The sequence below is a fragment of the Bacteroides sp. ZJ-18 genome (assembly GCF_011038705.2).
GTDB lineage: Bacteria > Bacteroidota > Bacteroidia > Bacteroidales > Bacteroidaceae > Bacteroides > Bacteroides hominis.
The window spans coordinates 2,474,761-2,497,654 of sequence record NZ_CP072198.1; the positions used below are offsets into that span (position 1 = coordinate 2,474,761).

Consider the following 22,894-nt stretch of genomic DNA (forward strand, 5'->3'; position numbering starts at 1 on the left):
AAAATAAATTGCTATGATGGTATTATACTTCAAACAGGCCTGGCAACTCCTGAAACAGAATCCTTTATTCAGCAGTGTGTACATACTCGGTACAGGACTGGGGATTGCCATGACCATGAGCCTGGTGATCATCTGTTACATCAAGATGGCTCCGGTCTATCCCGAAGAGAACCGGAACCGTATCCTGGTCAGTAAAGGAATGACTGTTGTAGAGCAGAAAAACCAGGAGAATTGGTTCAGTTCGCACGTATCCTTTCAGGCAGTGAAGCGTTTTTATTATCCGCTGAAGAGTACCGAGGCTGTAGGGGCATCTATGGATGGGCGCAGTACATCATTACTTGAACTGCCTGGTGACGGAGATTTGAAAGAGGTACAGGTGAAGCTGGTAGATGCCGGGTTCTGGAAGGTGTTTCAATTTGCCTTTGTAGACGGCAAGCCGTTTAGTCAGGCCGATTTTGATTCCGGATTACGAAAAGCTGTCATTTCGCGTACAATGGCTCGCCAGCTTTTTGGAGAGACTCCACCGGTAGGTCGTACTTTTGTTCTTGATTCCGATGAATATAGAGTATGTGGAGTTGTAAAAGATGTTTCCTTCATTACCCCTGCTACGTATGCGGATATTTGGTTACCACTGACGGTTGATTCCGATATTATAAAGGATAATAAGGGTGGCTATGAGTTGGTAGGTGATCTGAATGTCTATATGTTGGCTCCTTCTGTCGATGCTAAAGATAAGGTAATTACAGAGGTACGTGACGTGTTCCGCAAATATAATTATTCTCAGAAAAAATACAGTGTCGATTTACATGGGCAACCGGTATCTTACTGGAAAAGTATTTTTTATGAATATTCTAATTCGGCACCCGACTGGGGAGAGCTGTTACGAGTGTATGGCACTATCCTGTTAGCTTTATTATTTGTTCCGGCACTGAATCTGGCAGGAATGATTGCTTCACGTATGAAGCGCCAGCTTTCCGAATTGGGCATACGTAAGGCTTTCGGTGCTTCCAAAACTTCGCTTCTGTTGCAGGTATTTTGGGAAAATCTGTTTCTTACTGGCATCGGAGGTCTGTTCGGTTTGTTACTTTCGTATCTGATTGTCTATTGTGGTCGGAACTGGCTTCCGGACCTGTTGTCTTTCTCGGTAGATGTGATGCCCGAGGGAGTCGATAGCTTCTTGACTCCCGGTATGTTGCTGAATCCGGTGGTGATAGGTATTACCTTCATGGTCAGCTTGGTGCTGAATGTATTGTCGGCTCTGATTCCGGCTTTACATGCTTTGAAGAAAGATATTGTATATTCGCTTAACGAAAAAAGATAAAAGATATGAACCTGATGATGATACTCCGCCAGTTGTGGAACCAGCGTGCTGCCAATGGATGGATTCTGGGAGAACTGGTGGTTGTGACTTATTTTTTATGGGGAGTAGTCGACCCTGTGTACGTATTATTATCCGATAAGGCATTGCCCGATCATTATGATCTTACCGATACTTACCTGCTCAGTATAGGTGAATATTCAACTAACCATACCAAATATAAACCGGAGATGGCTTCCGATTCGCTGAAACGTATTGACTTTATGCGCATCGTAGATCAGATACGCCGCTATCCGGGTGTTTCTAATGTGACTGTCAGCCTTTTTAATTCTTATCCGCAAAGCGGGGGCTGGAACGGAGGACAGGTTTTCAATGATACGATCCTTGCATATTCACAGCAGATGACCTTCCTTTCCGGAACCGACTATTTTGGAGTTTTTCGTATACACGATGCACGGACAGGACAAATTCCTCCGGTACTTGCGGAAGGAGAACAGGGGATCTACCTGACTCCTGATCTCGCAGAGAAGTTGTTCGGCGAGAAATATCCGCAAAATAAATGGGTGCATTGGGGAGATACGACCCGTAAGTTTCCGTTGACCGCTATAATCGACCCCGTACAGATAAGAAGTAATAACCAACCCGGTCCTCTGATATTCAAGACTACTTCTGAATTGAAACATCTTCCGGGCAGAGTGCGGATTTGTTTCCGGGTGCGTGATGGACTCGCTTCACCTGTTTTCACTGAGACATTTAAACGTGAAATGCGTCCCCGAATGCAGATCGGGAACTATTATCTGGCATCGCTTACGGATTTCAGGACGGAAAGTAAAAATTTTGAGTATTATATGGGAACTACGGGGACTATCCGGTTGCAGACCATTCTCGCTTTATTTTTTCTGTTGTGTGTCTTTTTGGGGATGGGGGGTACCTTTTGGCTGCGTTGCAATGCCCGCCGGGAGGAAATAGGGCTCTATATGGCAATGGGGTCTAACCGTCACCGGTTGATCCGGCAGTTTCTTTTTGAAGCTTGGTGGATGGTGACTATCGCATTTGTAGTAGGAGCATTGGTACAACTTCAAATAGTATATTTGAATGGCTTTGCTTTCCCGCCGGATAATCCGAACCCGGATTATATACAGAATCGTCCGGTGTTGCACTTCCTTATTGTATCGGTTATTTCGTATGTTCTGATTCTGGGAGTTTCGTTTGTGGCAACTTATATTCCGGTTTCAAAAGCAGCACGGATGAATCCTGCGGATGCTTTGCGGGACGAGTAACCGGATTGGTCGGCAAATACCTCCACCACAGAGGAGACATGAAGTAACACAGATTATTTATATTGATCAGCAGTGACTTAAATTTTCCTCTGTGTTCTCTGTGGTGAGTTTTGACACATTTACATGATTTTCAAAAAACTTTGGACGGTATATAACTTTTTTAAATATCAGTTCTGCGAATATCTGTATTCGTTGGGCGTTACTCCCGTGATTTTCTTGAAAAACAAGCAGAATAACTGCGTGTTAGAAAATCCCAGTTGACCGGCTATTGCTTTGATTGTATTCTCTTTATCAAGTAGCATTCTCTTTGCGGTTTCCATTCTTTTTAACTGGAAGAACTCCAGTAAGGTTTTACCGGTTTCAAACGTGAGTAAATCTTTAAAATAGGCAACGGAGAGCTTTAAATTTTCAGCACAATATGCGGAGGTAGGCGGACCTTCCCACTTTAGCTTACCGGAATAAATATAATCATCCAATAAACGGTCCGTTTTGTCGAGCAGCACTTTATTCTTGTTCTCCCTGGTGATAAACTGCCGTTCGTAGAACCGGGTACAATAATCCAACAATAGTTCGATGTATCGTGAAATCAGTGTTTGGCTATGGCGGTCTATCGGGTGATGTAATTCCTCGTCCATTTCCCGTAGGCATTCTATAATCTTATCCTTTTCGCGTTGGGACAGATGTAAAGCCTCTTCTTTCCGGTAGAAAAAGAAAGTATATTCTTGAATGTTTTTTTCAAGTGTGGTACCATAAAGCAGATCGGGATGGAAAGCCAGTAACCATCCCTGCTGTGGGAGTACTCTGTTTTTGTGGATGTCGAAGGTTTGTTCCGGAGGGAGGAAAACCATTGTCGCATTGGAATAGTCATAAGCTTTGCGTCCGCAACAACAGCAATCCTCTATGTCGTTCTCCATCAACAGTATTGTGTAAAAATCGAATTTAATGCTGTGCTGTTCCACATTCGTATGGTCCAGACGGATAATGCTTGCCTGTGGATGCAGCGTCTTGCATCCCAGGCAGCGGTTGCATTGATGCACCGTTTTGATATCTAATGTTTCTTTACCGGAAGAGGCCATCATACTTGAATTATCCTGTATTCTGTCGGGGTACAGCCAACATTCTTTTTAAATATGCGTGTGAAATGTTGTGGGTATTGGAATCCCAGTTCATATGCAATCTCACTGACTGTTTTTTCTGAAGCCAATATCTTTTCTTTGGCTACATTTATTATTTTACCCTGGATGTATTCCTGAGCAGTCTTACCCGTTTCTTTTTTAACCAGGTCGCCGAAATAGTTGGAAGACAAGTTTACCTTATCTGCAAAATATTTCACTGTGGGTAATCCTTCGGTTTGCGACTGCTCACTTTGGAAGTAGAGATCCAATAGTTCTTCGAACTTCACCAGTACGTCCTTGTTCACTTTTGAACGTGTGACGAACTGCCGTTCATAGAAACGCATGCAATAGTCCAATAATAATTCGATATTTCTTGAAATCAGGCGTTTGCTGTGCTTGTCTATCGGACGTGATAATTCTAACTGGACTTTATCCAGGCAATCCTGAAAGATCTTTTTCTCTTCGTCCGAAAGATGAAGGGCTTCATTTGAAGCGTATGAAAAGAATGAATACTGTTTGATTTCCTGTCCCAGAGATGTGCCGCGTATCAGGTCGGGATGAAATAATATACCGTGTGACTTCGGACGTATCCCGTCAGTCACCTTTACCTCTACTACCTGTCCGGGGGCAAAACTTGTTACTGTGCCTTCCTGATAGTCATACATCTGCCGTCCGTAGCGTAGATCGCCGCACTTTGTTTGTTTCAGAAACAAAGCGTACAGTCCGTAATTGAGGGTGAAGTGTGTGGGAAACAACGTGGCTTTCGACAAGTCGACTACTGTCACCAAAGGGTGCAATGTTTCGAGACCGTACATCTGGTTATACTGGTCTACCGAATTGAGCTTAATTACTTCTTCCATAGGGCATATTGTTATTTATCTGTGACAAATGTAGGGATTTTCATCATATGTAGTATGGGTTGGAGGAATAAAACCGGAATAGGGGTAAGAATATCCGTAATTGAGGTAATTACATCCGTAATCCGGGTATACGATGAGAACGGAAAGGTGCCTAAATTTGCATCATAAATTTATAATCTTATGAAAATGAAACATTTTATATGGGCATCGGCAATGATAACGTTGCTGTGCTATACCACAAATTCTTTAAATGCACAGAATATGAAAAAAGAAGAAGTTCTACAAAATCCGAGTGTGTTTCCCATAGGAGATGCAAACGTGCAATATGCGAAGTTTTTTATAGGGCAGTCCTATCTGGCGCGCTTGACACAGAATGATGAATTGAATTGTCCTGTCAGCAATGTGACTTTCGAACCCGGATGCCGTAACAATTGGCACAGCCATACGGGCGGACAAATCCTGATAGCTGTCGGAGGAAGAGGGTATTATCAGGAAAAAGGGAAAAATGCCCGTCTGTTACTGCCCGGAGATGTAGTGGAGATAGCTCCGGATGTAGTGCATTGGCATGGAGCCGCCCCTGACAGTTGGTTTTCGCATCTGGCCATCGAATGTAATCCTGAAACCAACCAAAATACTTGGTTGGAACCTGTAGATGATCAGGCATACGCTGAGGCAACTTCCCCCCAAGGGATAGCTGCAACGAGTGTTTCCCGCAATGGCACGACGAGGTTTATCAATCTCGGAAACAACCTTGCACAGACCGATCCCGAACTGGAGGAAATATTCACTAATTTTGCTTTTGGCGAAACACAGCAATATGGTGATTTGGATACTCGTATGCGGATTTTGGTTACAATGGCTTCCACCATTGCCATGAGTACTGCGGGAGAGTATCAAAAAACACTCCAAGCCGCTTTTGTCAACGGAGTTACCCCGCTTGAAATAAAAGAAGTGCTTTATCATGCCGTTCCTTATGTGGGTATGGCAAAGGTTGCGGAATTGATTTCTATAGCCAATGGATTCTTGTCGTCAAAAGGAGTGAAGTTGCCTTTGGAACCACAGGCGGTGATAACTTCCGAAAACCGTATGGAGAAGGGACTTGCTTTGCAGAAATCCATTTTTGGCGAACGAATAGACAAAATGTATGAAACCGCACCCCAAGGACAATTGCATTTTCAGGAATATCTTTCCGCCAACTGTTTCGGTGATTATCAAACGCGTCCGGTTCTGGATGTAAAAACGCGTGAAATGTTAACTTTTGCCATCCTTGTGTCACTTGGGGGCTGCGAGGCGCAGGTCAAAGGCCATATTCAAGGCAATATAAATGTTGGCAATGATAAATCTGTGTTGCTGACTGTCATTACTCAATTGTTGCCCTACATTGGTTATCCGCGTACACTCAATGCATTGGCTTGCTTAAATGAGATTGTTCCGGAGGATAAGTAAATCAGGCAGTTCGTTAGCGGGCAGTATGTTCATTATCGGACATCCTTCTATTAGTTTAATGTGCAATTTATGAGGATGTTATTCTTTTGGCATACCATTTGACATGTCTTATTCATATAAGCCAAAATGGAACAAAACGAATCATCTAAATAAATTAAAGTTATGATTACATTAACTTCCCTCTCAAAAATCTATCGTACAAACGAGATTGAGACAGTAGCTCTCGAGAATGTGAACCTGAAAGTGGATCGCGGTGAATTTCTTAGCATAATGGGACCTTCCGGTTGTGGCAAATCGACTCTATTGAATATTATGGGGTTGCTGGATGCGCCTACAACCGGAACAATCGAAATAAACGGCACGCACACGGAAGGGATGAAGGATAAAGAACTGGCTGCCTTCCGTAATAAAACGCTTGGTTTTGTGTTCCAGTCATTCCATCTGATCAATTCTCTTAATGTATTGGACAATGTAGAGCTTCCATTATTATATCGTCGTATAGGCTCTTCCGAACGTCGGAAACTGGCTCAGGAGGTGCTTGAGAAAGTCGGTTTGACTCACCGTATGCGGCATTTCCCCACACAGCTTTCCGGTGGTCAGTGCCAGCGCGTAGCCATTGCCCGTGCCATTATCGGTAATCCGGAGATTATCCTTGCTGATGAGCCTACCGGTAACCTGGACTCCAAGATGGGGGCTGAGGTAATGGAGTTGCTTCATCGGTTAAATAAAGAAGACGGACGTACCATTGTGATGGTGACCCATAACGAGGAGCAGGCCAAACAGACTTCACGCACCATTCGGTTCTTTGACGGACGACAAGTGCAATAATTCAGAAGCATTACACGAGGAATAAACGTTCATTTTTGATAAGAAAGAGAGTTCATTTGTGGGCAGAGTGTTCATTATCGGACACTCTGCCCAAATATCAAGTGGTTGTTTATAAGTGTATTAATTCTTTGGCATGTCATTTGAACATGATCTTAATAAAAAGAAATAATTTAAAACCATAAGTTTATGATTACATTGACTTCTCTCTCGAAAATCTACCGTACGAACGAAATCGAAACAGTGGCTCTTGAAAATGTGAACCTAACAGTAGACCGTGGTGAGTTCCTGAGCATAATGGGACCTTCCGGTTGTGGTAAATCGACTTTGCTGAATATTATGGGGTTGCTGGATGCACCTACTACCGGAACCATAGAGATAAACGGTACACACACTGAAGGCATGAAAGATAAGGAACTGGCAGCTTTCCGTAATAAGACACTTGGGTTCGTATTCCAGTCGTTTCACCTGATTAATTCCCTGAATGTACTGGATAATGTGGAGCTTCCGTTACTGTATCGCCGTATGGGCTCTTCCGAACGTCGGAAACTGGCTCAGGAGGTGCTTGAGAAAGTCGGTTTGACTCACCGTATGCGGCATTTCCCCACTCAACTTTCCGGTGGTCAGTGTCAGCGCGTGGCCATTGCCCGTGCCATTATCGGCAATCCGGAGATTATCCTTGCTGATGAACCTACCGGAAATCTGGACTCCAAGATGGGGGCTGAGGTAATGGAGTTGCTTCACCGGTTAAATAAAGAAGACGGACGTACCATTGTGATGGTGACCCATAACGAGGAGCAGGCCAAACAGACTTCACGCACCATTCGGTTCTTTGACGGACGGCAAGTACAATAATAATCATAATACAGTCATTCATCTCAAAATTAGGAAACGATGAAAATAAGAGTAATGTTAGTGGCTTTAGCTCTCACAATGGGGGCAACTTTCAATATGATACAGGCTCAATGCAGTGATGATTGCCAATGTGGTAAAACTACCGGAAGTAAGGGAATCATTGTTGATAACCGTAAAGTTCCCGGTTTTTCTTCTATCCGTCTGGATGCAGTCGGAGATATCATTTTTACGCAGTCCGATCGTTGTTCTGTTCGGATAGAGGGCCCGCAGAGATATGTATCCGAAACTACAACGAAAGTGGAAAAAGAGACTTTGATGATTGGATATAAAGAGAATAACAGCAATTCCAAAAATGTTAAACTGTATATTGCCGCTCCTGATCTGAAGAGTGTAAAATTGCAGGGAGTAGGTAGCTTCAATTGCCGGACCGCACTTCGGTTGGATCAATTGAAGATAACTCTTTCGGGAGTAGGCGGTGCTGAAATTAGTGATTTGGTTTGTGAAACCCTCAAAGTACGGTTGGATGGTGTAGGCAGTGTCAATATCCGGGTGGATTGTGATGAACTGACAGCTCGTGCCGACGGTGTAGGAAGCATGACCCTGAAAGGTAAAGCCCGTAAAGCTGATATTTCTAAAGGTGGAGTCGGAGGGGTTAATACACGCGGATTGAAAGTAGGAGAATAAAGAGAACACAATGATTAAACAATATTTCAAGCAGGCCCTGTCGCAACTTAAGCAACAACCATTGTTGACTACGATAAGTGTGCTGGGCACTGCACTGACCATTTGCCTGATTATGGTAGTGGTGATGCAACAACAGATAAAGACGGTTCCTTTTGCCCCCGAAAGTAACCGGAACCGCTTGTTGCACGTCAAATGGATGAGTGTAGGCAACAAAACCTGGAGTGACGACGGATCAAGTAACGGTCCGATGGGAATAAAAACGGCGAAGGGATGTTTCGAAGGATTAAAAACTCCTGAAGAAATTAGTATATATAGCATCCCCGAGACGATGCAGGTCTCTTTGTCTCGGGGAGTGCGTACAGGAGTGGATGCACTTGAGACAGACGGGGCTTTCTGGCGTATATTCGACTTCTCGTTTATCGATGGCAAGCCTTACTCGGATGCTGAAGCTAAATCGGGTTTGCCCGTGGCTGTTATAACAGAAAGTGTGGCCCGGCTTCTTTTCGGTACTGCTACAAATGTGGCCGGGAAAGAGATTTTTGTGAACGATGCCCCTTACCGGGTGAGTGGAGTTGTGAAAGATGTCTCTTCAATGGCTTCGACGGCCTATGCACAGATATGGGTCCCATATCTGTCAACTAACATCACAGGAGGGGATAATGTATGGAATGATGGTATCATGGGAGTGATGCAGGTTGTGATTCTGGCTCATAACTCTTCTGATTTTGATGCGATTCGGGCAGAGTGTGAACGACGTCGTTTGGCATACAATGCCGGATTGGGAGATTATTTTGTGTTTTACCGGGGACAGCCGGATGACCAGTTGACCATGTCACAGCGTATATGGGCAAATGTGCAACCGGATATGGCGGGTTATTTTCGCCAACAAGTGATCATTTTCCTTATTTTGTTGTTGGTTCCTGCCATTAACCTGAGTTCGATGACTCACAGCCGCCTGCGACAGCGTGTGGCGGAGATTGGCGTGCGCCGTTCGTTCGGCGCTACCCGCGGAGGGGTGATGGGACAGATTGTTGCTGAGAATTTGGTATTGACTTTGATGGCGGGTGTTGTAGGATTATTGTTCTGTTTGCTGATCTCCTATGTGTGGGGCGGTACGCTCTTTGCCGATTCACAGCTGATGCATCTCAATACGGCTCCGGTCATTGAGTGGAAGATGCTTTTCAAACTCTCTACATTTATTTATGCTCTGCTCTTTTGCCTGCTGCTAAACTTGCTCAGTAGCGGGTGGCCGGCTTGGCGGGCATCCCGAATGTCGATCATAAACGCTCTTGGCGGAAAACTCAATTAAACACTACATGAACGATGAATAAGAAATTATTAAAACAAATAGTGAATGAACGGCGTTCGAATGCGTGGTTGTTCGTAGAGTTACTGTTAGTAAGCATTATACTTTGGTATGTGGTCGACTATATGTTTGTCCATTTGTATAATTATTCAGAGCCTCGCGGCTTTGATACAGAGAATACTTACAGGGTTGAATTTGATTATCTTACGGAAAAAAGCCCCGATTATATATCCGGTCGCACGGAAGAGGAAAATAATGCCGATATACGTGAGTTGTTAGATCGTTTGCGTCGTCGTCCCGGAGTAGAGGCAGTCAGTATGTCACAAAATTCTTTTCCTTACAATGGCAGCAACAGTGGTATGACGGTACGTTTGGATACGATGGAAAGAAAATATAATATCCGGCGGTGGGTAACCCCTGACTTTTTCCGTGTATTCCGTTATCGGGGAGCTAACGGAGAAACACCGGAACAATTGGGAACTTTGCTGAAAGAGGGTACTTTTATGGCATCGCGTAATCTTTTTGAATCCCGTTATCATATAGACTTGAAAGATTATATTGGCAAAGATTTTTATTTGGATCAGGATACGGTTCGCGGTACAAAGTTATCAGCCGCACTTGAAGTGATTCGTTACGATGATTTTTCACCTGCTTGCTACAGTTGGTCGGTAGTCATTTTAATGCGGGAGGATCAATTAGCATATGGCAATGAAATCTGTCTGCGTACCAGTGATGGTGAACCTGCCGGATTCGCCGAACGGTTAATGAAAGACGCACCATCCCAATACAGAGTGGGGAATGTCTTTTTATCGAAAGTAAATTCATTCCAGAATATTCGTCGTACTTTCCAGTTAGACGATATGAATACTTTACGAAACTATTTGGTGGGGATGAGCTTTTTGCTGCTTAATATTTTCCTGGGATTGTTGGGCACTTTCTGGTTCCGGACGCAGCAGCGTAAAGGAGAGATGGCTTTAATGATGGCGGTAGGCGGCAGCAAGAAGAGTGTCTTTTTCCGTTTGCTCAGTGAAGGCTGGTTCATGCTGCTTCTGGTCACTCCGTTGGCACTGGGCATTGACTGTTATATTGCCAAAAGCGAACTGACACCTTCGTGGCAATTCTCCACGTTCACTGTCGGGCGTTTTGTGTTGTGCGAATGTGTTACTCTGCTGTTGATGGCATTGATGATATTGGCCGGCATTTGGTTCCCGGCCCGTCAGTCCATGAAAATCCAGCCGGCAGAAGCACTGCGTGAGGAATAAAAGCTTATTGCAATAAATCGTAATCTATCTGCGTTGTTTTCAAGATTATAACGTATATTTGCGTCCATAATCCTGATACAACGCAGTTTTTTTACTATGAACAGACGATCGTATACTATATTTCTTATATCTATCTTTTTATTTCTCACAGAAATATCCACTGCTGCGGAACGCATTTATAATGTTCTTTTCATTCAGTCGTATGCTTCCGAAACACCTTGGCATGGCGATTTGGCCAAGGGATTGAAAGAAGGATTCAGCGAATCCGGACTGAAAGTGAATGTGACAACAGAATTTCTGGATGCCAATTTCTGGACTTATCAGTCAGAGAAACTTATTATGCGGCGTTTCTGCGAACGAGCCCGCGAACGGGGAACGGATTTGATTGTTACTGTCAGTGACGAGGCTTTCCATACTTTGTTGACTTGCGGGGATTCATTGCCTTTACAGTTGCCTGTTGTCTTTTTTAATATAAAATATCCGGAAGGCAGTCTGATCGATTCGTTACCCAATGTGTGTGGATATACGGCAAATCCGGATTTCGGGGAGCTGTTGAGGCAGGCGAACCGCCTTTTCCCGAGTCGGACGGAAGTAGTCTGTATCTCTGACAACAGCCTTCTGAGTTCTAAAGGAAGAGACGACTTTATGAACGAATGGAATGGCTTTGTGAAAGAGCATCCGGAATATACGGTAACTTTCTATAATTCGCAAACGGATACAACCAACAAAATCATAGCTTCCACATGTTATCCGCGCAATACGCACAGGACACTGATTATTGCCCCTAAATGGTCGCCTTTTATGTCATTCATCGGACGTAATTCAAAAGCTCCTTTCTTTTCGTGTGAAAATCTTGCATTGACTAATGGCGCCTTCGGGGCTTATGATGCCGATTCATATACTTCTGCACGTGAGGTGGGGCGGACAGCTTCCGATGTGTTACGTGGGAAGACTCCTTCGGAAGTGGGGATTATTGAATCTCCCTTGAATTTTATGTATGATTTCAAGCAGCTGGTGTTTTTCAAGGTAAATCCCAAGCAGGTGCAGGCTATTGGAGGAACCATTATCAACGAACCATACGGAGAGAAATATCGTTTGCTCTATATCTTGCTGTATAGCTCGATATTAGCTTTACTGGTGTTTTTGATAGTGTGGCTGTATCGCATCAACCGTCGCGAATCCCGTCGGCGCATCCATGCCCAGACCCGTTTACTGATACAAAACCGGTTGGTTGCCCAACGTGATGAATTCGATAATGTATTCCATTCTATCCGTGACGGTGTGATCACGTACGATACCGATCTCCGTATTCATTTTACGAATCGTTCTTTACTGAAAATGCTGCATTTGCCTAAGGATGAAGCCGCGCGTCCTTATGAAGGATTACCGGCAGGCAGTATCTTCAAGATTTACAATAATGGTAAAGAGATTCTCCGTTCCATGCTCGAGCGGGTGATAACTGAAGAGGGCAGTGTGGTCATTCCCGAAAATTCGTTTATGCAGGAAGTCCACAGTGGCAGCTATTTTCCTGTTTCGGGTGAGATCGTTCCTATCCGGGCACATGGTAAAATCACCGGAATGGCCCTTTCGGCCCGTAATATATCGGATGAAGAGATGCAAAAACGTTTCTTTAGTATGGCGGTGGACGAAAGCTCCATCTATCCCTGGCAGTATAATATCCGTACCGGTTTATTTACTTTTCCTGCGGGCTTTCTGGTACGCTTCGGGTTTGCAGAGAACAAGACCACCATTTCACGGAATGAGATGGACCGGATGGTTCATCCGGACGATCAGGAGTTGGCGTTCGAACTCTTTAACCGTGCATTGGCAGGTCTGAGCCAGAGTACCCGTATGAGTTTCCGCCAGCTTAGCGGTGACGGCAGATACGAATGGTGGGAATATCGTACTTCGGTGCTTGCAGGACTTACGACAGACACACCTTACAGCATTCTGGGCGTATGTCAGAGTATACAGCGCTATAAGACTACCGAAGAGCAATTGACCGCAGCCCGTGATAAAGCACTTCAGGCAGATAAGCTTAAATCGGCATTCCTTGCTAATATGAGTCACGAAATACGTACACCGCTGAATGCCATCGTGGGCTTCTCCGATTTGTTGAGTGATACCAGTGGATTTACCGAAGAGGAGGTAAAGTTGTTTATTGAGACAATCAATAAAAACTGTGGCCTGTTACTGGCACTTATTAATGATATTCTCGATTTGTCCCGTATAGAGTCCGGTACGATGGATTTCCAGTTTGCCGGGCACAATCTTCCGTTATTGATGAAGAATGTATACGATTCACAACAGTTGAACATGCCTTCCGGAGTCCGGTTGGTATTGAAGTTGCCGGAGAATAGTAAAAAATATCTGGTGACGGATAATGTCCGCTTGCAACAAGTGGTGAATAATCTGATAAACAATGCTGCCAAGTTTACAACACAAGGGTCGATCACATTCGGTTATACGGAGGAAGAGCCGGGATATACTTCTATTTTTGTAGAAGATACCGGAAAAGGTATTTCGGAGGATGGGTTGAGACATATCTTCGAACGTTTCTATAAAGTCGACAGTTTTACCCAGGGAGCCGGGTTGGGACTGAGTATTTGTCAAACCATCATCGGACGTTTGAATGGAGTCATCACGGTTACTTCGAAGGAAGGAAAGGGAACCCGTTTCACAGTTCGTTTACCGGATACTTGTGAATAAGTACACCGGGGGCGTCCGTCTGCGGACAAACTGTTCATTTTCGGACAGAAGAAGGAGGATTGATTTTAGACGGTGAACGATAAACAGTGAAGGATGAACAAAAGGAGTGGTGGATGACGAACAGGAGAAGAGTGACCAGGAGGGAAGTGGAGTGAGGATTATCATACACTGAACTCTTTCAAATGAATGTTTATGTTATATGGCGAGCTGGAGTGATCGCTGCAACACTCAATATTTGGCACAGGGTTTGCTTTTCTGCCGGTAAATAAACAAATTCTATATGAAACGATCTTTTCTACTCTCTGCTTTTGCCTTCTGTTCGTTGGCATTGAGTGCACAGGAAACACGGGAGATTACCTTGAATGAAGCCATTGCATTGGCGCGTACACAGTCTGTAGATGCAGCCGTTGCTCTCAATGAGTTGAAGACAGCTTATTGGGAATACCGTACGTTCCGTGCCGATTTGTTGCCGGAAGTAAATTTCAGCGGAACTTTGCCAAGCTATGGAAAACAATATAACAGTTATCAGAATGAAGACGGCTCTTACTCCTTTGTCCGCAGTAATAAGTTAGGGCTGAACGGTACGCTTTCCATTGATCAGAATATCTGGTTTACGGGTGGTAAGATAGCCCTGTCTTCTTCACTCGACTTTGTGAAACAGCTGGGGAGTGGTGGAAACCGGCAGTTTATGTCCGTGCCTATCGCTTTACAATTGACTCAACCTATCTTTGGAGTGAATGACCTGAAATGGAATCGCCGCATTGAGCCGGTTCGTTATGAAGAGGCAAAAGCAGCCTTTATCACTGCTACAGAGACTGTAACCATGAACGCGATCACTTACTTCTTTAATCTTCTGCTGGCTAAAGAAACTCTGGGAACCGCCCGCCAGAATCAGATAAATGCAGATCGCTTGTACGAGGTGGCCGGAGCGAAACGAAAGATGGGGCAAATTTCCGAAAATGAGCTTTTGCAATTGAAACTGGCTGCATTGAAAGCTCGGGCTGCCGTTACCGATGCACAGAGCAATCTGAATGCAAATATGTTCCGGCTGCGCTCTTTCCTGGCAATAGGAGATGATCAGGTATTGGAGCCGGTAATACCGGAATCAGCACCCGATCTTAAAATGGAATACAACAAAGTGCTGAATAAAGCATTGGAGCGCAATTCTTTCGCTCATAACATACGTCGCCGGCAGTTGGAAGCTGATTACGAAGTGGCTACCGCACGTGGCAATCTTCGTAGTATCGATCTTTTCGCAAACGTGGGATATACCGGACTGAATAAGGATTTCTCTGCTTCTTATCAAAAATTACTCGATAACCAAGTGGTAGAGGTCGGTGTGAAGATTCCGATTCTTGATTGGGGAAAGCGTCGTGGAAAAGTGCGTGTAGCCAAGAGTAACCGGGAAGTTACCTTATCCAAAATACGTAAAGAACAAATTGACTTTGATCAGGACATCTTCCTGCTTGTAGAGAATTTTAATAATCAGGCGCAGCAACTTTCTATTGCCAATGAAGCGGATAAGATTGCACAGCAGCGTTATAAAACCAGTATCGAGACTTTCCTGATAGGTAAAATCAATACACTCGACCTGAATGATGCCCAGAATTCGAAAGATGATGCCCGGCAGAAACATATCAATGAACTCTACTGGTACTGGTATTATTTTTACCAGCTCCGCAGTCTGACGCTGTGGGACTTCCAGAATAATACACCACTGGAAGCCGATTTTGATGATGTTGTGAAGAATTAGTTTGGTTTTAACCCCAAAAAGAGTAGTTTTGCAAATCAAAAAAATAACACTTATGCTTTTAATTATAGATGATGATAGTGGAGTTCGTTCTTCGTTGAGTTTCATGCTGAAACGTGCCGGTTACCAAGTGGTAACTGTACCCGGTCCGCGTGAGGCGATGGAAGTAGTCCGTTCGGAAGCTCCTTCTCTGATTTTGATGGATATGAATTTTACACTTTCCACTTCCGGAGAAGAGGGATTGACCCTTCTTAAGCAGGTCAAGATATTTCGTCCGGATGTTCCTGTAATTCTGATGACTGCATGGGGTAGTATCCAACTTGCCGTACAGGGAATGCAGGCCGGTGCATTCGATTTTATCACCAAGCCCTGGAATAATGCCGCATTGCTGCAACGCATAGAGACTGCTTTGGAGCTTACTGCAACTCCGAAGGATACGCTTCAGGAGCAAAGCGGTTCATTGAACCGGAGCCATATTATTGGCAAGAGCCGTGGATTGACAGAGGTGTTGAATACGGTGGCTCGTATTGCACGAACCAATGCTTCGGTATTGATCACCGGTGAGAGCGGAACCGGTAAAGAACTGATAGCCGAGGCTATCCACATCAATAGTCAGCGTGCCCGTCAGCCTTTTGTGAAAGTCAATCTTGGAGGAATATCCCAGAGTCTGTTTGAAAGTGAGATGTTCGGTCATAAAAAAGGAGCCTTCACAGATGCCACTTCCGATCGTATGGGGCGTTTTGAGATGGCGAATAAAGGAACTATTTTTCTGGATGAAATCGGCGATCTCGATCCCTCATGCCAGGTGAAACTGTTGCGGGTATTGCAGGACCAGACTTTTGAAGTACTGGGTGACAGCCGTCCGCGTAAGACGGATATACGGGTTGTTTCGGCTACCAATGCCGACTTGGCCAAGATGGTAAGCGAACACACTTTCCGTGAAGATCTGTTCTATCGCATTAACCTGATAACCATAAAACTTCCTGCGTTGAGAGAGCGCAGAGAGGATATACCGTTACTCGCCAGACACTTTGCCGATCGTCAGGCTGAGATCAACAACCTACCCCGTACGGAGTTTTCGTCGGATGCATTGAACTTCCTGAGTCGTTTGCCTTTTCCGGGCAATATCCGTGAGTTGAAAAATCTGGTGGAGCGTACGATTCTGGTCAGTGGCAAGGAAGTGTTGGATGCAACCGATTTCGAGAGTCAGTACCAGCGACATGATGAAAGTACGTCAACTGCCTCTTCGTTTGCGGGAATGACACTCGATGAAATCGAAAGACAGACAATTCTTCAGGCATTGGAGCGTTATAAAGGGAACCTGAGCCAGGTGGCTACAGCGTTAGGTATCAGCCGTGCGGCATTGTACCGTCGTTTGGAGAAATATGATATCAGTGATAAGTGACTCGTCGCTTATCATTACTTTTTAATCGTTAATCATCAATCACATGCCGGTAAAAGGATTTTTCTTCATACTTATCTTTCTGTTGTTTTCCATCATGGGCTTTCTGTTCTATGTATCCGAAACCATTGTGGCGAAATATCTCTATATCGCAGAAGGGTTGATGCTGTTCCTCGTTTTATATCTGATTTTGTTTTACCGGAAGATAGTGAAACCAATGAATACGATTGGCAGTGGTATGGAACTTTTGAGAGAACAGGATTTCAGCAGCCGCCTGAGCCACGTCGGTCAACAGGAAGCCGATCGGGTAGTGAATGTGTTCAACCGTATGATGGATCAACTAAAAAACGAGCGTCTCCGGTTGCGTGAACAGAATCATTTTCTTGATCTGATGATTAACGCTTCACCTATGGGTGTTGTCATTATGACACTGGATGAAGAGGTATCCCAACTAAACCCGATGGCGATGAAGATGATGGGAGTCCGTCCGGAAGAAGCCGAAGGCAGGAAACTGTCCGAGATCGATTCGCCGCTTGCCATAGAACTGGCTGCCATTCCGAAGGGAGAAACCAGCACCGTGCGACTGAATGATTCAAATATCTATAAATGTACTCATTCTTCGTTTGTGGACCGCGGCTTCCAGCATCCTTTTTATCTGATGGAAGGATTGACAGACGAAGTGATGAAAGCGGAGAAAAAGGCATACGAGAAAGTGATCCGTATGATCGCGCACGAAGTGAATAATACAACGGCAGGGATTACTTCTACACTGGATACAGTCGAACAGGCATTGTCTGAGTCGGATGGTATGGAAGATATTTGTGATGTGATGCGTGTCTGTACGGAACGTTGTTTTTCTATGAGCCGTTTCATTACCCGTTTTGCCGACGTGGTGAAGATTCCCGATCCCCGTCTTACTCCGATCAACCTGAATGACCTTGCATTCAGTTGCAAACGCTTTATGGAGGGGATGTGCAATGACCGGAATATCCGGTTACAACTGATATGTGATGAATCATTGGACGATGTGAAACTGGACGCCTCCCTGTTTGAGCAGGTATTGGTGAATATTATTAAAAATGCGGCTGAAAGTATCGGGAAAGACGGTCAGATTACCATCCGCACCTCATCACCTGCTGCTATCGAAGTGGTGGACAATGGGCCCGGCATAACAAAAGAGACTGAAGCAAAGCTCTTCAGTCCCTTCTTTTCTACCAAACCCAACGGACAAGGTATCGGCCTGGTCTTTATCCGTGAAGTTTTAAGCCGTCATGGCTGTACGTTTTCATTGCGTACATACGCTGACGGACTGACAAGATTCAGGATTTTATTTCCGTGATTCCTGCCATCTCTGGGCATATTCATCCAGTATCCGTTTGATTCCCTGGCCTATTTTGACATAATCCTTTTCATTCAGGTTGGCAAGTGATACACGTACGCTCCATTCCGGTCCGGCAAAACCGCCACCGTTCAGCAATACCAATGAGGTTTCGTTGGCGAGGCGGAAAACAACATCCAATGGGCTGTACGTTTTCTTGAGGTAGTCTACAAACTCTTCTCCGTAGAATATCTTAGCCCACACCAGCATATCTATCTCACTATAATATCCTACACGCAGCGGATCGTCCACCAGTGAGAATCCGGTATTATCCCACAGAGCTTTCAAGCGTCTCCGGATGATCTCCTGCATCTTGTTTTTATACCGGTTCTCTTTATCCAGTATGGCGAAAGAAGCGAAGAGGCTCATCTGCGTCTGTTGCGGCAGAGACAATCCGGCTGTATGATTGAGCGCCACTTGCCGACTGTCGGCTACCATGCGGTCGATGAATTTTAATCTTTCGGGGGCAAGGGTCAGGCTGGAGTAACGCTTATTGAGGATTGCCTTTTGTTCTTCCGGTAAGTGGGCTATCATCCGGTCAAAAATATTCTCTTCGTGCAGAGCGATTACGGCATCGCGCCATCCGGTAGCCCCGAAATATTTGGAGAAGGAATAGACGCACAAAGTATTTTGCGGCAGTTCGGCCATCAGCGAGCGGAAATGCGGACTGAATGTACCGTATACATCGTCTGTGATAATCATCAGGTTCGGATTGTCTTTCTTCACGATATCTACAATCCGTGCGGCAGTCTCGGGACTCAGTGTATAACTGGGCGGGTTACTGGGATTGGTAATGAAGAGTGCTTTGATCTGCGGGTTTTTCAGGCGGTCTATATCTTCGTCTTTGTATTGCCAGGTGTGCAGCCCGTCTGCTGTCATTTGGTCCGCAGATATTTCCGTAACGTTAAATTCATAGCGTCTCAATTGAGGGATTTCAATATAGGGGGTGAAGACAGGTACCATCAAGGCGATTCCATCTCCTTTATTGAGCAGGAAGTTTTCTTGCAGAGAGTCGAAAACGTAGCACATGGCTGCCGTACCGCCTTCGGTGGCGAACAAATCGTATTTGCCCTTTGGCGGACGACTGTCGCACATTTCCTGTGCCAGATAGTCTTGTACAATCATCTCGGTAAACTGGAGGATGCGGTCCGGTACCGGATATTGGTCACCTATTACCCCTTCTGCCCATTCGTGGACAAGGGTGTCCGGGTCGGCGGCATGTTCCAGTAACATGTATTGATAGGTTCCTTTTAATAGCTCCGCACCCGGCTGGCTATGATTGGTTTTGAGAAAAGTCTCAAAGCGGGCGGCAATCCCGTCTTTTTGCGGGATACCAGCAATTCCTTCCGGCAAGTACATCACGTGCCGACATTCTTCCAGTCCGAATTTACCTAAAAGGAAGAAAGCTTCACGTGGAGTGGTGGCAATCCAGTTCGGGTTTCCACGTCCGGCATTCAGCATGGTATGAGCTATCTTTTTGATGCTCTCATCAGCCATTTCAATCAGTCTGTTTTTCAGTTCGAAAGGACTGATACTCTCCATCTTTTTAGCAAAACTTTTAGTTACTGCTCCGTTGTTTTCATTACTTTTCATTATTATGTCAGGGTTATGTTTAGTTAATATCAAAATCTATTTTACATGAGTAACACAATTACGACTCCCCAGATAATCAGGAGAGTATTTCCCACAGCATACGTCACTGTATATCCCAAAGCGGGAGTCTCGCTTTCGACAGCTTCCTGGATGGCACCTAATGCGGCGGTAGTAGTACGTGCACCTGCTGTGCATCCCAATATCAGTGCCGGGTGGAATTTGAAGAGATACTTTCCCATAAGTATGCCTACTATCAGAGGAATGGAAGTAGCCAGTGCGCCTACAATGAACAGGCTTAGCCCCACTTCTTTGAATCCCTGTACGAAGCTGGGACCTGCAGCGATGCCCACGACAGCAATAAACATGTTCAGACCTACGTTGTCCAGTATCCAGAGAGCAGGTTCGGGAATACGTCCGAAAGTCGGATGTTTGCTCCGTAGCCAGCCAAAGAACAATCCTCCGATCAATGCGCCCCCACTGGTGCTGAGACTGATGGGGACACCACCCATGTGGATACTCAGGGCACCTATCAGTCCTCCGATCAGAATACCCAGACCAACGAAAATCATATCTGTCTGGTTGGTTGGACGGTCAGCGTACCCCATTTTCTTGGCAGCTTCATCCACTTCGTGTTTGGTCCCTACCAATTCGACAATATCACCTGCATCCACAATGGTTTGTGGCAGTACCGGTATATCGATTCCCGCCCTTTTGATACGGCGTATGCTGACACCGTGCATGAATTTCTGTGAACGTATTGAACTTATTTTTTCTCCGGCAAAGGTTTTCCGGGTTACCATGACGGGCAATACTTCAGCCGGAAAGTCCAATAACTGAGGATCCAGTACCTCGGGACCGATCCAATCTTCCTCGCCGATAACATATTCACGGCGACCACTCAATACCACCTCATCCCCTTTCCTGAGAATCAGGGTCGGGGTGATTTCTTTTACGATAACTCCGGCTTGTCTGACACGTTCGACAAACAAGTGCTTGTCATTCTCCTGGAAATAGCTTTCAAGATCTGATACCCGTTTTCCGTCACCAAACCACTCATTATCTATTTTATAAGCCCGGAAAGTCACCGGACGTGCAGCGGGCATAAAGCCGGGTTGATCCGCTTCGCTATTCCCCATTTTAGCCTCCAATTCTTTACAGGCGGCTTTTACTTTATCGAGTCCGCCCAATAACTTGGGGCCGAGAGAGCCCAATACCCATGCCGAACCCGCCGTGCCGAAGATGTAAGTTACGGCATACGATACCGGGATAATATTATTATAAGCCTCTTTTGTTTCAGGAGATATGTTTAGTTCATTGATCGTATCTCCTGCCACGCCTATGACAGCCGATATCGTCTGTGAACCGGCCAGTAATCCGGCTGCTTCCCCTACATTGTAACCCATAATTTTAGCCAATATCCAAGGAATAATCAGACAGAATACACACATGATGGCAGCAAACCCCATTTGGGGGAGTCCGTCCTTTTTCAGTCCCCGGAAAAACTGCGGACCTACTTTATAGCCGATAGCGAATAAAAAGAGTAAAAAGAAAACAGATTTAATGGGGCCGTCGACCGTAATGTTCAATTGCCCCACAAGGACACCTACCAGCAATACGCTTGTAACGACACCCAGGCTGAACTTTCCGATTTTTATTTTGCCAATCCAAAACCCTACGAAAAGGGTCAAAAAGATGGCAAGCTCGGGGTGAACCCTAAGTTGATGAATAATCCAATCCATAGTTAATTTGTTTAGGTTTAAATTCTCATTAAAAACAGCTTGTGCAAGAAAGTGTTTTGTTAAACGGGCTATTCTTATATCATTGTATAAATTATTAACGTTATCTTTGATGCGTTAAATTGTATATTGTTTTGAAGAGTAAATTTCGTAATTTGTTTTTGGCCTTTGGCATCCTGGCCGTCATCATCATGCTGTTCACTTTCGATGTGTCTTATGATGAACTGCTGGACAACCTGCGGCGTGCCGGATTTTATCTGCCGCTGGTTCTGGTCCTTTGGCTTTTCATCTATCTGATTAATACCCTTTCGTGGTATATCATCCTTCGTAGCAGTGGTCCGGTGAATTCATTGTCGTTCGCCCGGCTCTATAAATTCACGGTTTCCGGTTTTGCGTTGAATTATGTCACTCCCGTGGGACTGATGGGAGGGGAACCCTACCGGATTATGGAGCTTACCCCCTATGTCGGAGTGGAGCGTGCCACATCTTCGGTCATCCTGTATGTGATGATGCATATCTTTTCGCATTTCTGTTTCTGGCTCAGCTCGGTGTTGATTTATGTCTTTTTTTATCCGGTCGGTTGGGGGATGGGCATTGTCTTGGGGTTGACCACACTCTTCTGCCTCTTGCTTGTCACTCTTTTTATCAAAGGCTACCGGAACGGTATGGCTGTGGCATGCGTACGTCTGGGTAGTCATATCCCTTTTTTGAAGAAGCGTGCAGTCCGCTTCGCGGAACTTCATAAAGAAAAACTGGAGACTATAGACAGTCAGATAGCTCTGCTTCATCAACAGCGAAAAAGTACCTTTTATTTGGCATTGGGTTTAGAGTATACCGCTCGCATAGTGGGGTGTCTCGAAGTCTGGTTGATTCTGAATGTATTGACTACGGATGTCAGTTTTGTCGGTTGCATCCTGATCGTCGCTTTCTCTTCCCTACTGGCCAATCTGCTTTTCTTTCTTCCCATGCAATTAGGGGGTAGGGAAGGAGGCTTTGCCCTGGTGGTAGCCGGCTTGTCTTTGTCCGGAGCATATGGGGTATTTGCCGCTCTGATTACGCGGGTGCGGGAGATGGTCTGGATTGTTATCGGGCTGATGCTGATGAAGATAGGAAATCAGAAATAGAGTAATGATGAAAGGGTACCTTTGATAAGTTTTTTGATATACAGAGAGATATTCTTTGTTGTAACTATGAATGTAAGCTATGACAGTTTATGTAGATAGAAGTATTTCCAGACTATGAAAGATCAGAGGGCATTAGGCAAATAGTATCGAAGTATGATTTGATGATTAGTTCAGAAAATGAAATTTGCCTCTCGTAGTTATTAGGATGTAGCTTAGAGAATGTAAGTTTGCAAAGGGGAGAAACTGTTTTG

General features: G+C 44.9%; 17 protein-coding genes. 13 read left to right on the plus strand and 4 right to left on the minus strand.

The features are described 5' to 3' along the window. The first annotated feature begins 13 nt into the window (after positions 1 to 13). A complete protein-coding gene (locus tag G7Y45_RS09830) occupies positions 14 to 1,321 on the plus strand; it encodes an ABC transporter permease (RefSeq protein ID WP_005809443.1) in 1,308 nt (435 codons plus the stop codon). 5 nt (positions 1,322 to 1,326) lie between these two features. After that, a complete protein-coding gene (locus G7Y45_RS09835; RefSeq protein WP_032543262.1) occupies positions 1,327 to 2,598 on the plus strand; it encodes an ABC transporter permease in 1,272 nt (423 codons plus the stop codon). A 167-nt stretch (positions 2,599 to 2,765) separates the two neighbouring features. Here the strand turns inward: G7Y45_RS09835 and G7Y45_RS09840 are convergent, their stop codons facing one another. Together G7Y45_RS09840 and G7Y45_RS09845 are read right to left on the minus strand one after the other, a co-directional pair. Then, positions 2,766 to 3,677, minus strand: coding sequence for an AraC family transcriptional regulator (locus tag G7Y45_RS09840; RefSeq protein ID WP_032529881.1), 912 nt, complete (start codon positions 3,675 to 3,677; stop codon positions 2,766 to 2,768). Continuing rightward, positions 3,674 to 4,573, minus strand: coding sequence for an AraC family transcriptional regulator (locus G7Y45_RS09845; RefSeq protein ID WP_005809437.1), 900 nt, complete (start codon positions 4,571 to 4,573; stop codon positions 3,674 to 3,676). Before G7Y45_RS09845 ends, G7Y45_RS09840 begins: the two co-directional genes overlap by 4 nt. 180 nt (positions 4,574 to 4,753) lie before the next feature. Between G7Y45_RS09845 and G7Y45_RS09850 the strand changes: the two genes are divergently transcribed. The 10 genes from G7Y45_RS09850 (at position 4,754) to G7Y45_RS09895 (ending at position 18,151) form a co-directional block, all read left to right on the plus strand. After that, positions 4,754 to 6,019 (plus strand): carboxymuconolactone decarboxylase family protein, encoded by a 1,266-nt coding sequence (locus tag G7Y45_RS09850; RefSeq protein ID WP_005819154.1) that lies wholly within the window; start codon positions 4,754 to 4,756, stop codon positions 6,017 to 6,019. Positions 6,020 to 6,181: 162 nt separating this feature from the next. Then, a complete protein-coding gene (locus G7Y45_RS09855; RefSeq protein ID WP_005819156.1) occupies positions 6,182 to 6,847 on the plus strand; it encodes an ABC transporter ATP-binding protein in 666 nt (221 codons plus the stop codon). A 186-nt stretch (positions 6,848 to 7,033) separates the two neighbouring features. Continuing rightward, positions 7,034 to 7,699: an ABC transporter ATP-binding protein gene (locus tag G7Y45_RS09860; RefSeq protein WP_005776280.1), complete on the plus strand. Its 666-nt coding sequence runs from the start codon at positions 7,034 to 7,036 to the stop codon at positions 7,697 to 7,699. A gap of 39 nt (positions 7,700 to 7,738) precedes the next feature. Then, complete coding sequence (locus tag G7Y45_RS09865; RefSeq protein WP_032536877.1) at positions 7,739 to 8,383, plus strand: GIN domain-containing protein; 645 nt, start codon at positions 7,739 to 7,741, stop codon at positions 8,381 to 8,383. Between the two features lie 10 nt (positions 8,384 to 8,393). Beyond that, positions 8,394 to 9,692 (plus strand): ABC transporter permease, encoded by a 1,299-nt coding sequence (locus tag G7Y45_RS09870; protein ID WP_122330311.1) that lies wholly within the window; start codon positions 8,394 to 8,396, stop codon positions 9,690 to 9,692. 14 nt (positions 9,693 to 9,706) lie between these two features. Further along, positions 9,707 to 10,951 carry an FtsX-like permease family protein gene (locus G7Y45_RS09875; protein WP_122330312.1) on the plus strand — a complete coding sequence of 415 codons (1,245 nt, stop codon included), beginning with the start codon at positions 9,707 to 9,709 and terminating at the stop codon, positions 10,949 to 10,951. A gap of 96 nt (positions 10,952 to 11,047) precedes the next feature. Next, on the plus strand, positions 11,048 to 13,660 hold the full coding sequence (locus tag G7Y45_RS09880; protein WP_165017618.1) for an ATP-binding protein: 2,613 nt from the start codon (positions 11,048 to 11,050) through the stop codon (positions 13,658 to 13,660). A 280-nt stretch (positions 13,661 to 13,940) separates the two neighbouring features. Beyond that, positions 13,941 to 15,413 (plus strand): TolC family protein, encoded by a 1,473-nt coding sequence (locus G7Y45_RS09885; protein WP_005809422.1) that lies wholly within the window; start codon positions 13,941 to 13,943, stop codon positions 15,411 to 15,413. Positions 15,414 to 15,465: 52 nt separating this feature from the next. Further along, positions 15,466 to 16,815, plus strand: a complete 1,350-nt coding sequence (locus G7Y45_RS09890) for a sigma-54 dependent transcriptional regulator (RefSeq protein WP_005776286.1) — start codon at positions 15,466 to 15,468, stop codon at positions 16,813 to 16,815. A 43-nt stretch (positions 16,816 to 16,858) separates the two neighbouring features. Then, positions 16,859 to 18,151 carry a PAS domain-containing sensor histidine kinase gene (locus G7Y45_RS09895; RefSeq protein WP_005776288.1) on the plus strand — a complete coding sequence of 431 codons (1,293 nt, stop codon included), beginning with the start codon at positions 16,859 to 16,861 and terminating at the stop codon, positions 18,149 to 18,151. On the opposite strand, the gene aspD is transcribed toward G7Y45_RS09895, so the two are convergent. Together aspD and aspT are read right to left on the minus strand one after the other, a co-directional pair. Next, positions 18,140 to 19,783: an aspartate 4-decarboxylase gene (gene aspD, locus G7Y45_RS09900; protein ID WP_005809417.1), complete on the minus strand. Its 1,644-nt coding sequence runs from the start codon at positions 19,781 to 19,783 to the stop codon at positions 18,140 to 18,142. The genes G7Y45_RS09895 and aspD overlap by 12 nt on opposite strands. A 41-nt stretch (positions 19,784 to 19,824) precedes the next feature. Next, complete coding sequence (aspT, locus tag G7Y45_RS09905) at positions 19,825 to 21,522, minus strand: aspartate-alanine antiporter (protein ID WP_032543259.1); 1,698 nt, start codon at positions 21,520 to 21,522, stop codon at positions 19,825 to 19,827. Between the two features lie 131 nt (positions 21,523 to 21,653). Between aspT and G7Y45_RS09910 the strand changes: the two genes are divergently transcribed. Then, entirely contained in the window at positions 21,654 to 22,643 is a 990-nt protein-coding gene (locus G7Y45_RS09910; RefSeq protein WP_165017621.1) for a lysylphosphatidylglycerol synthase transmembrane domain-containing protein, read from the plus strand. Positions 22,644 to 22,894 lie beyond the last annotated feature (251 nt).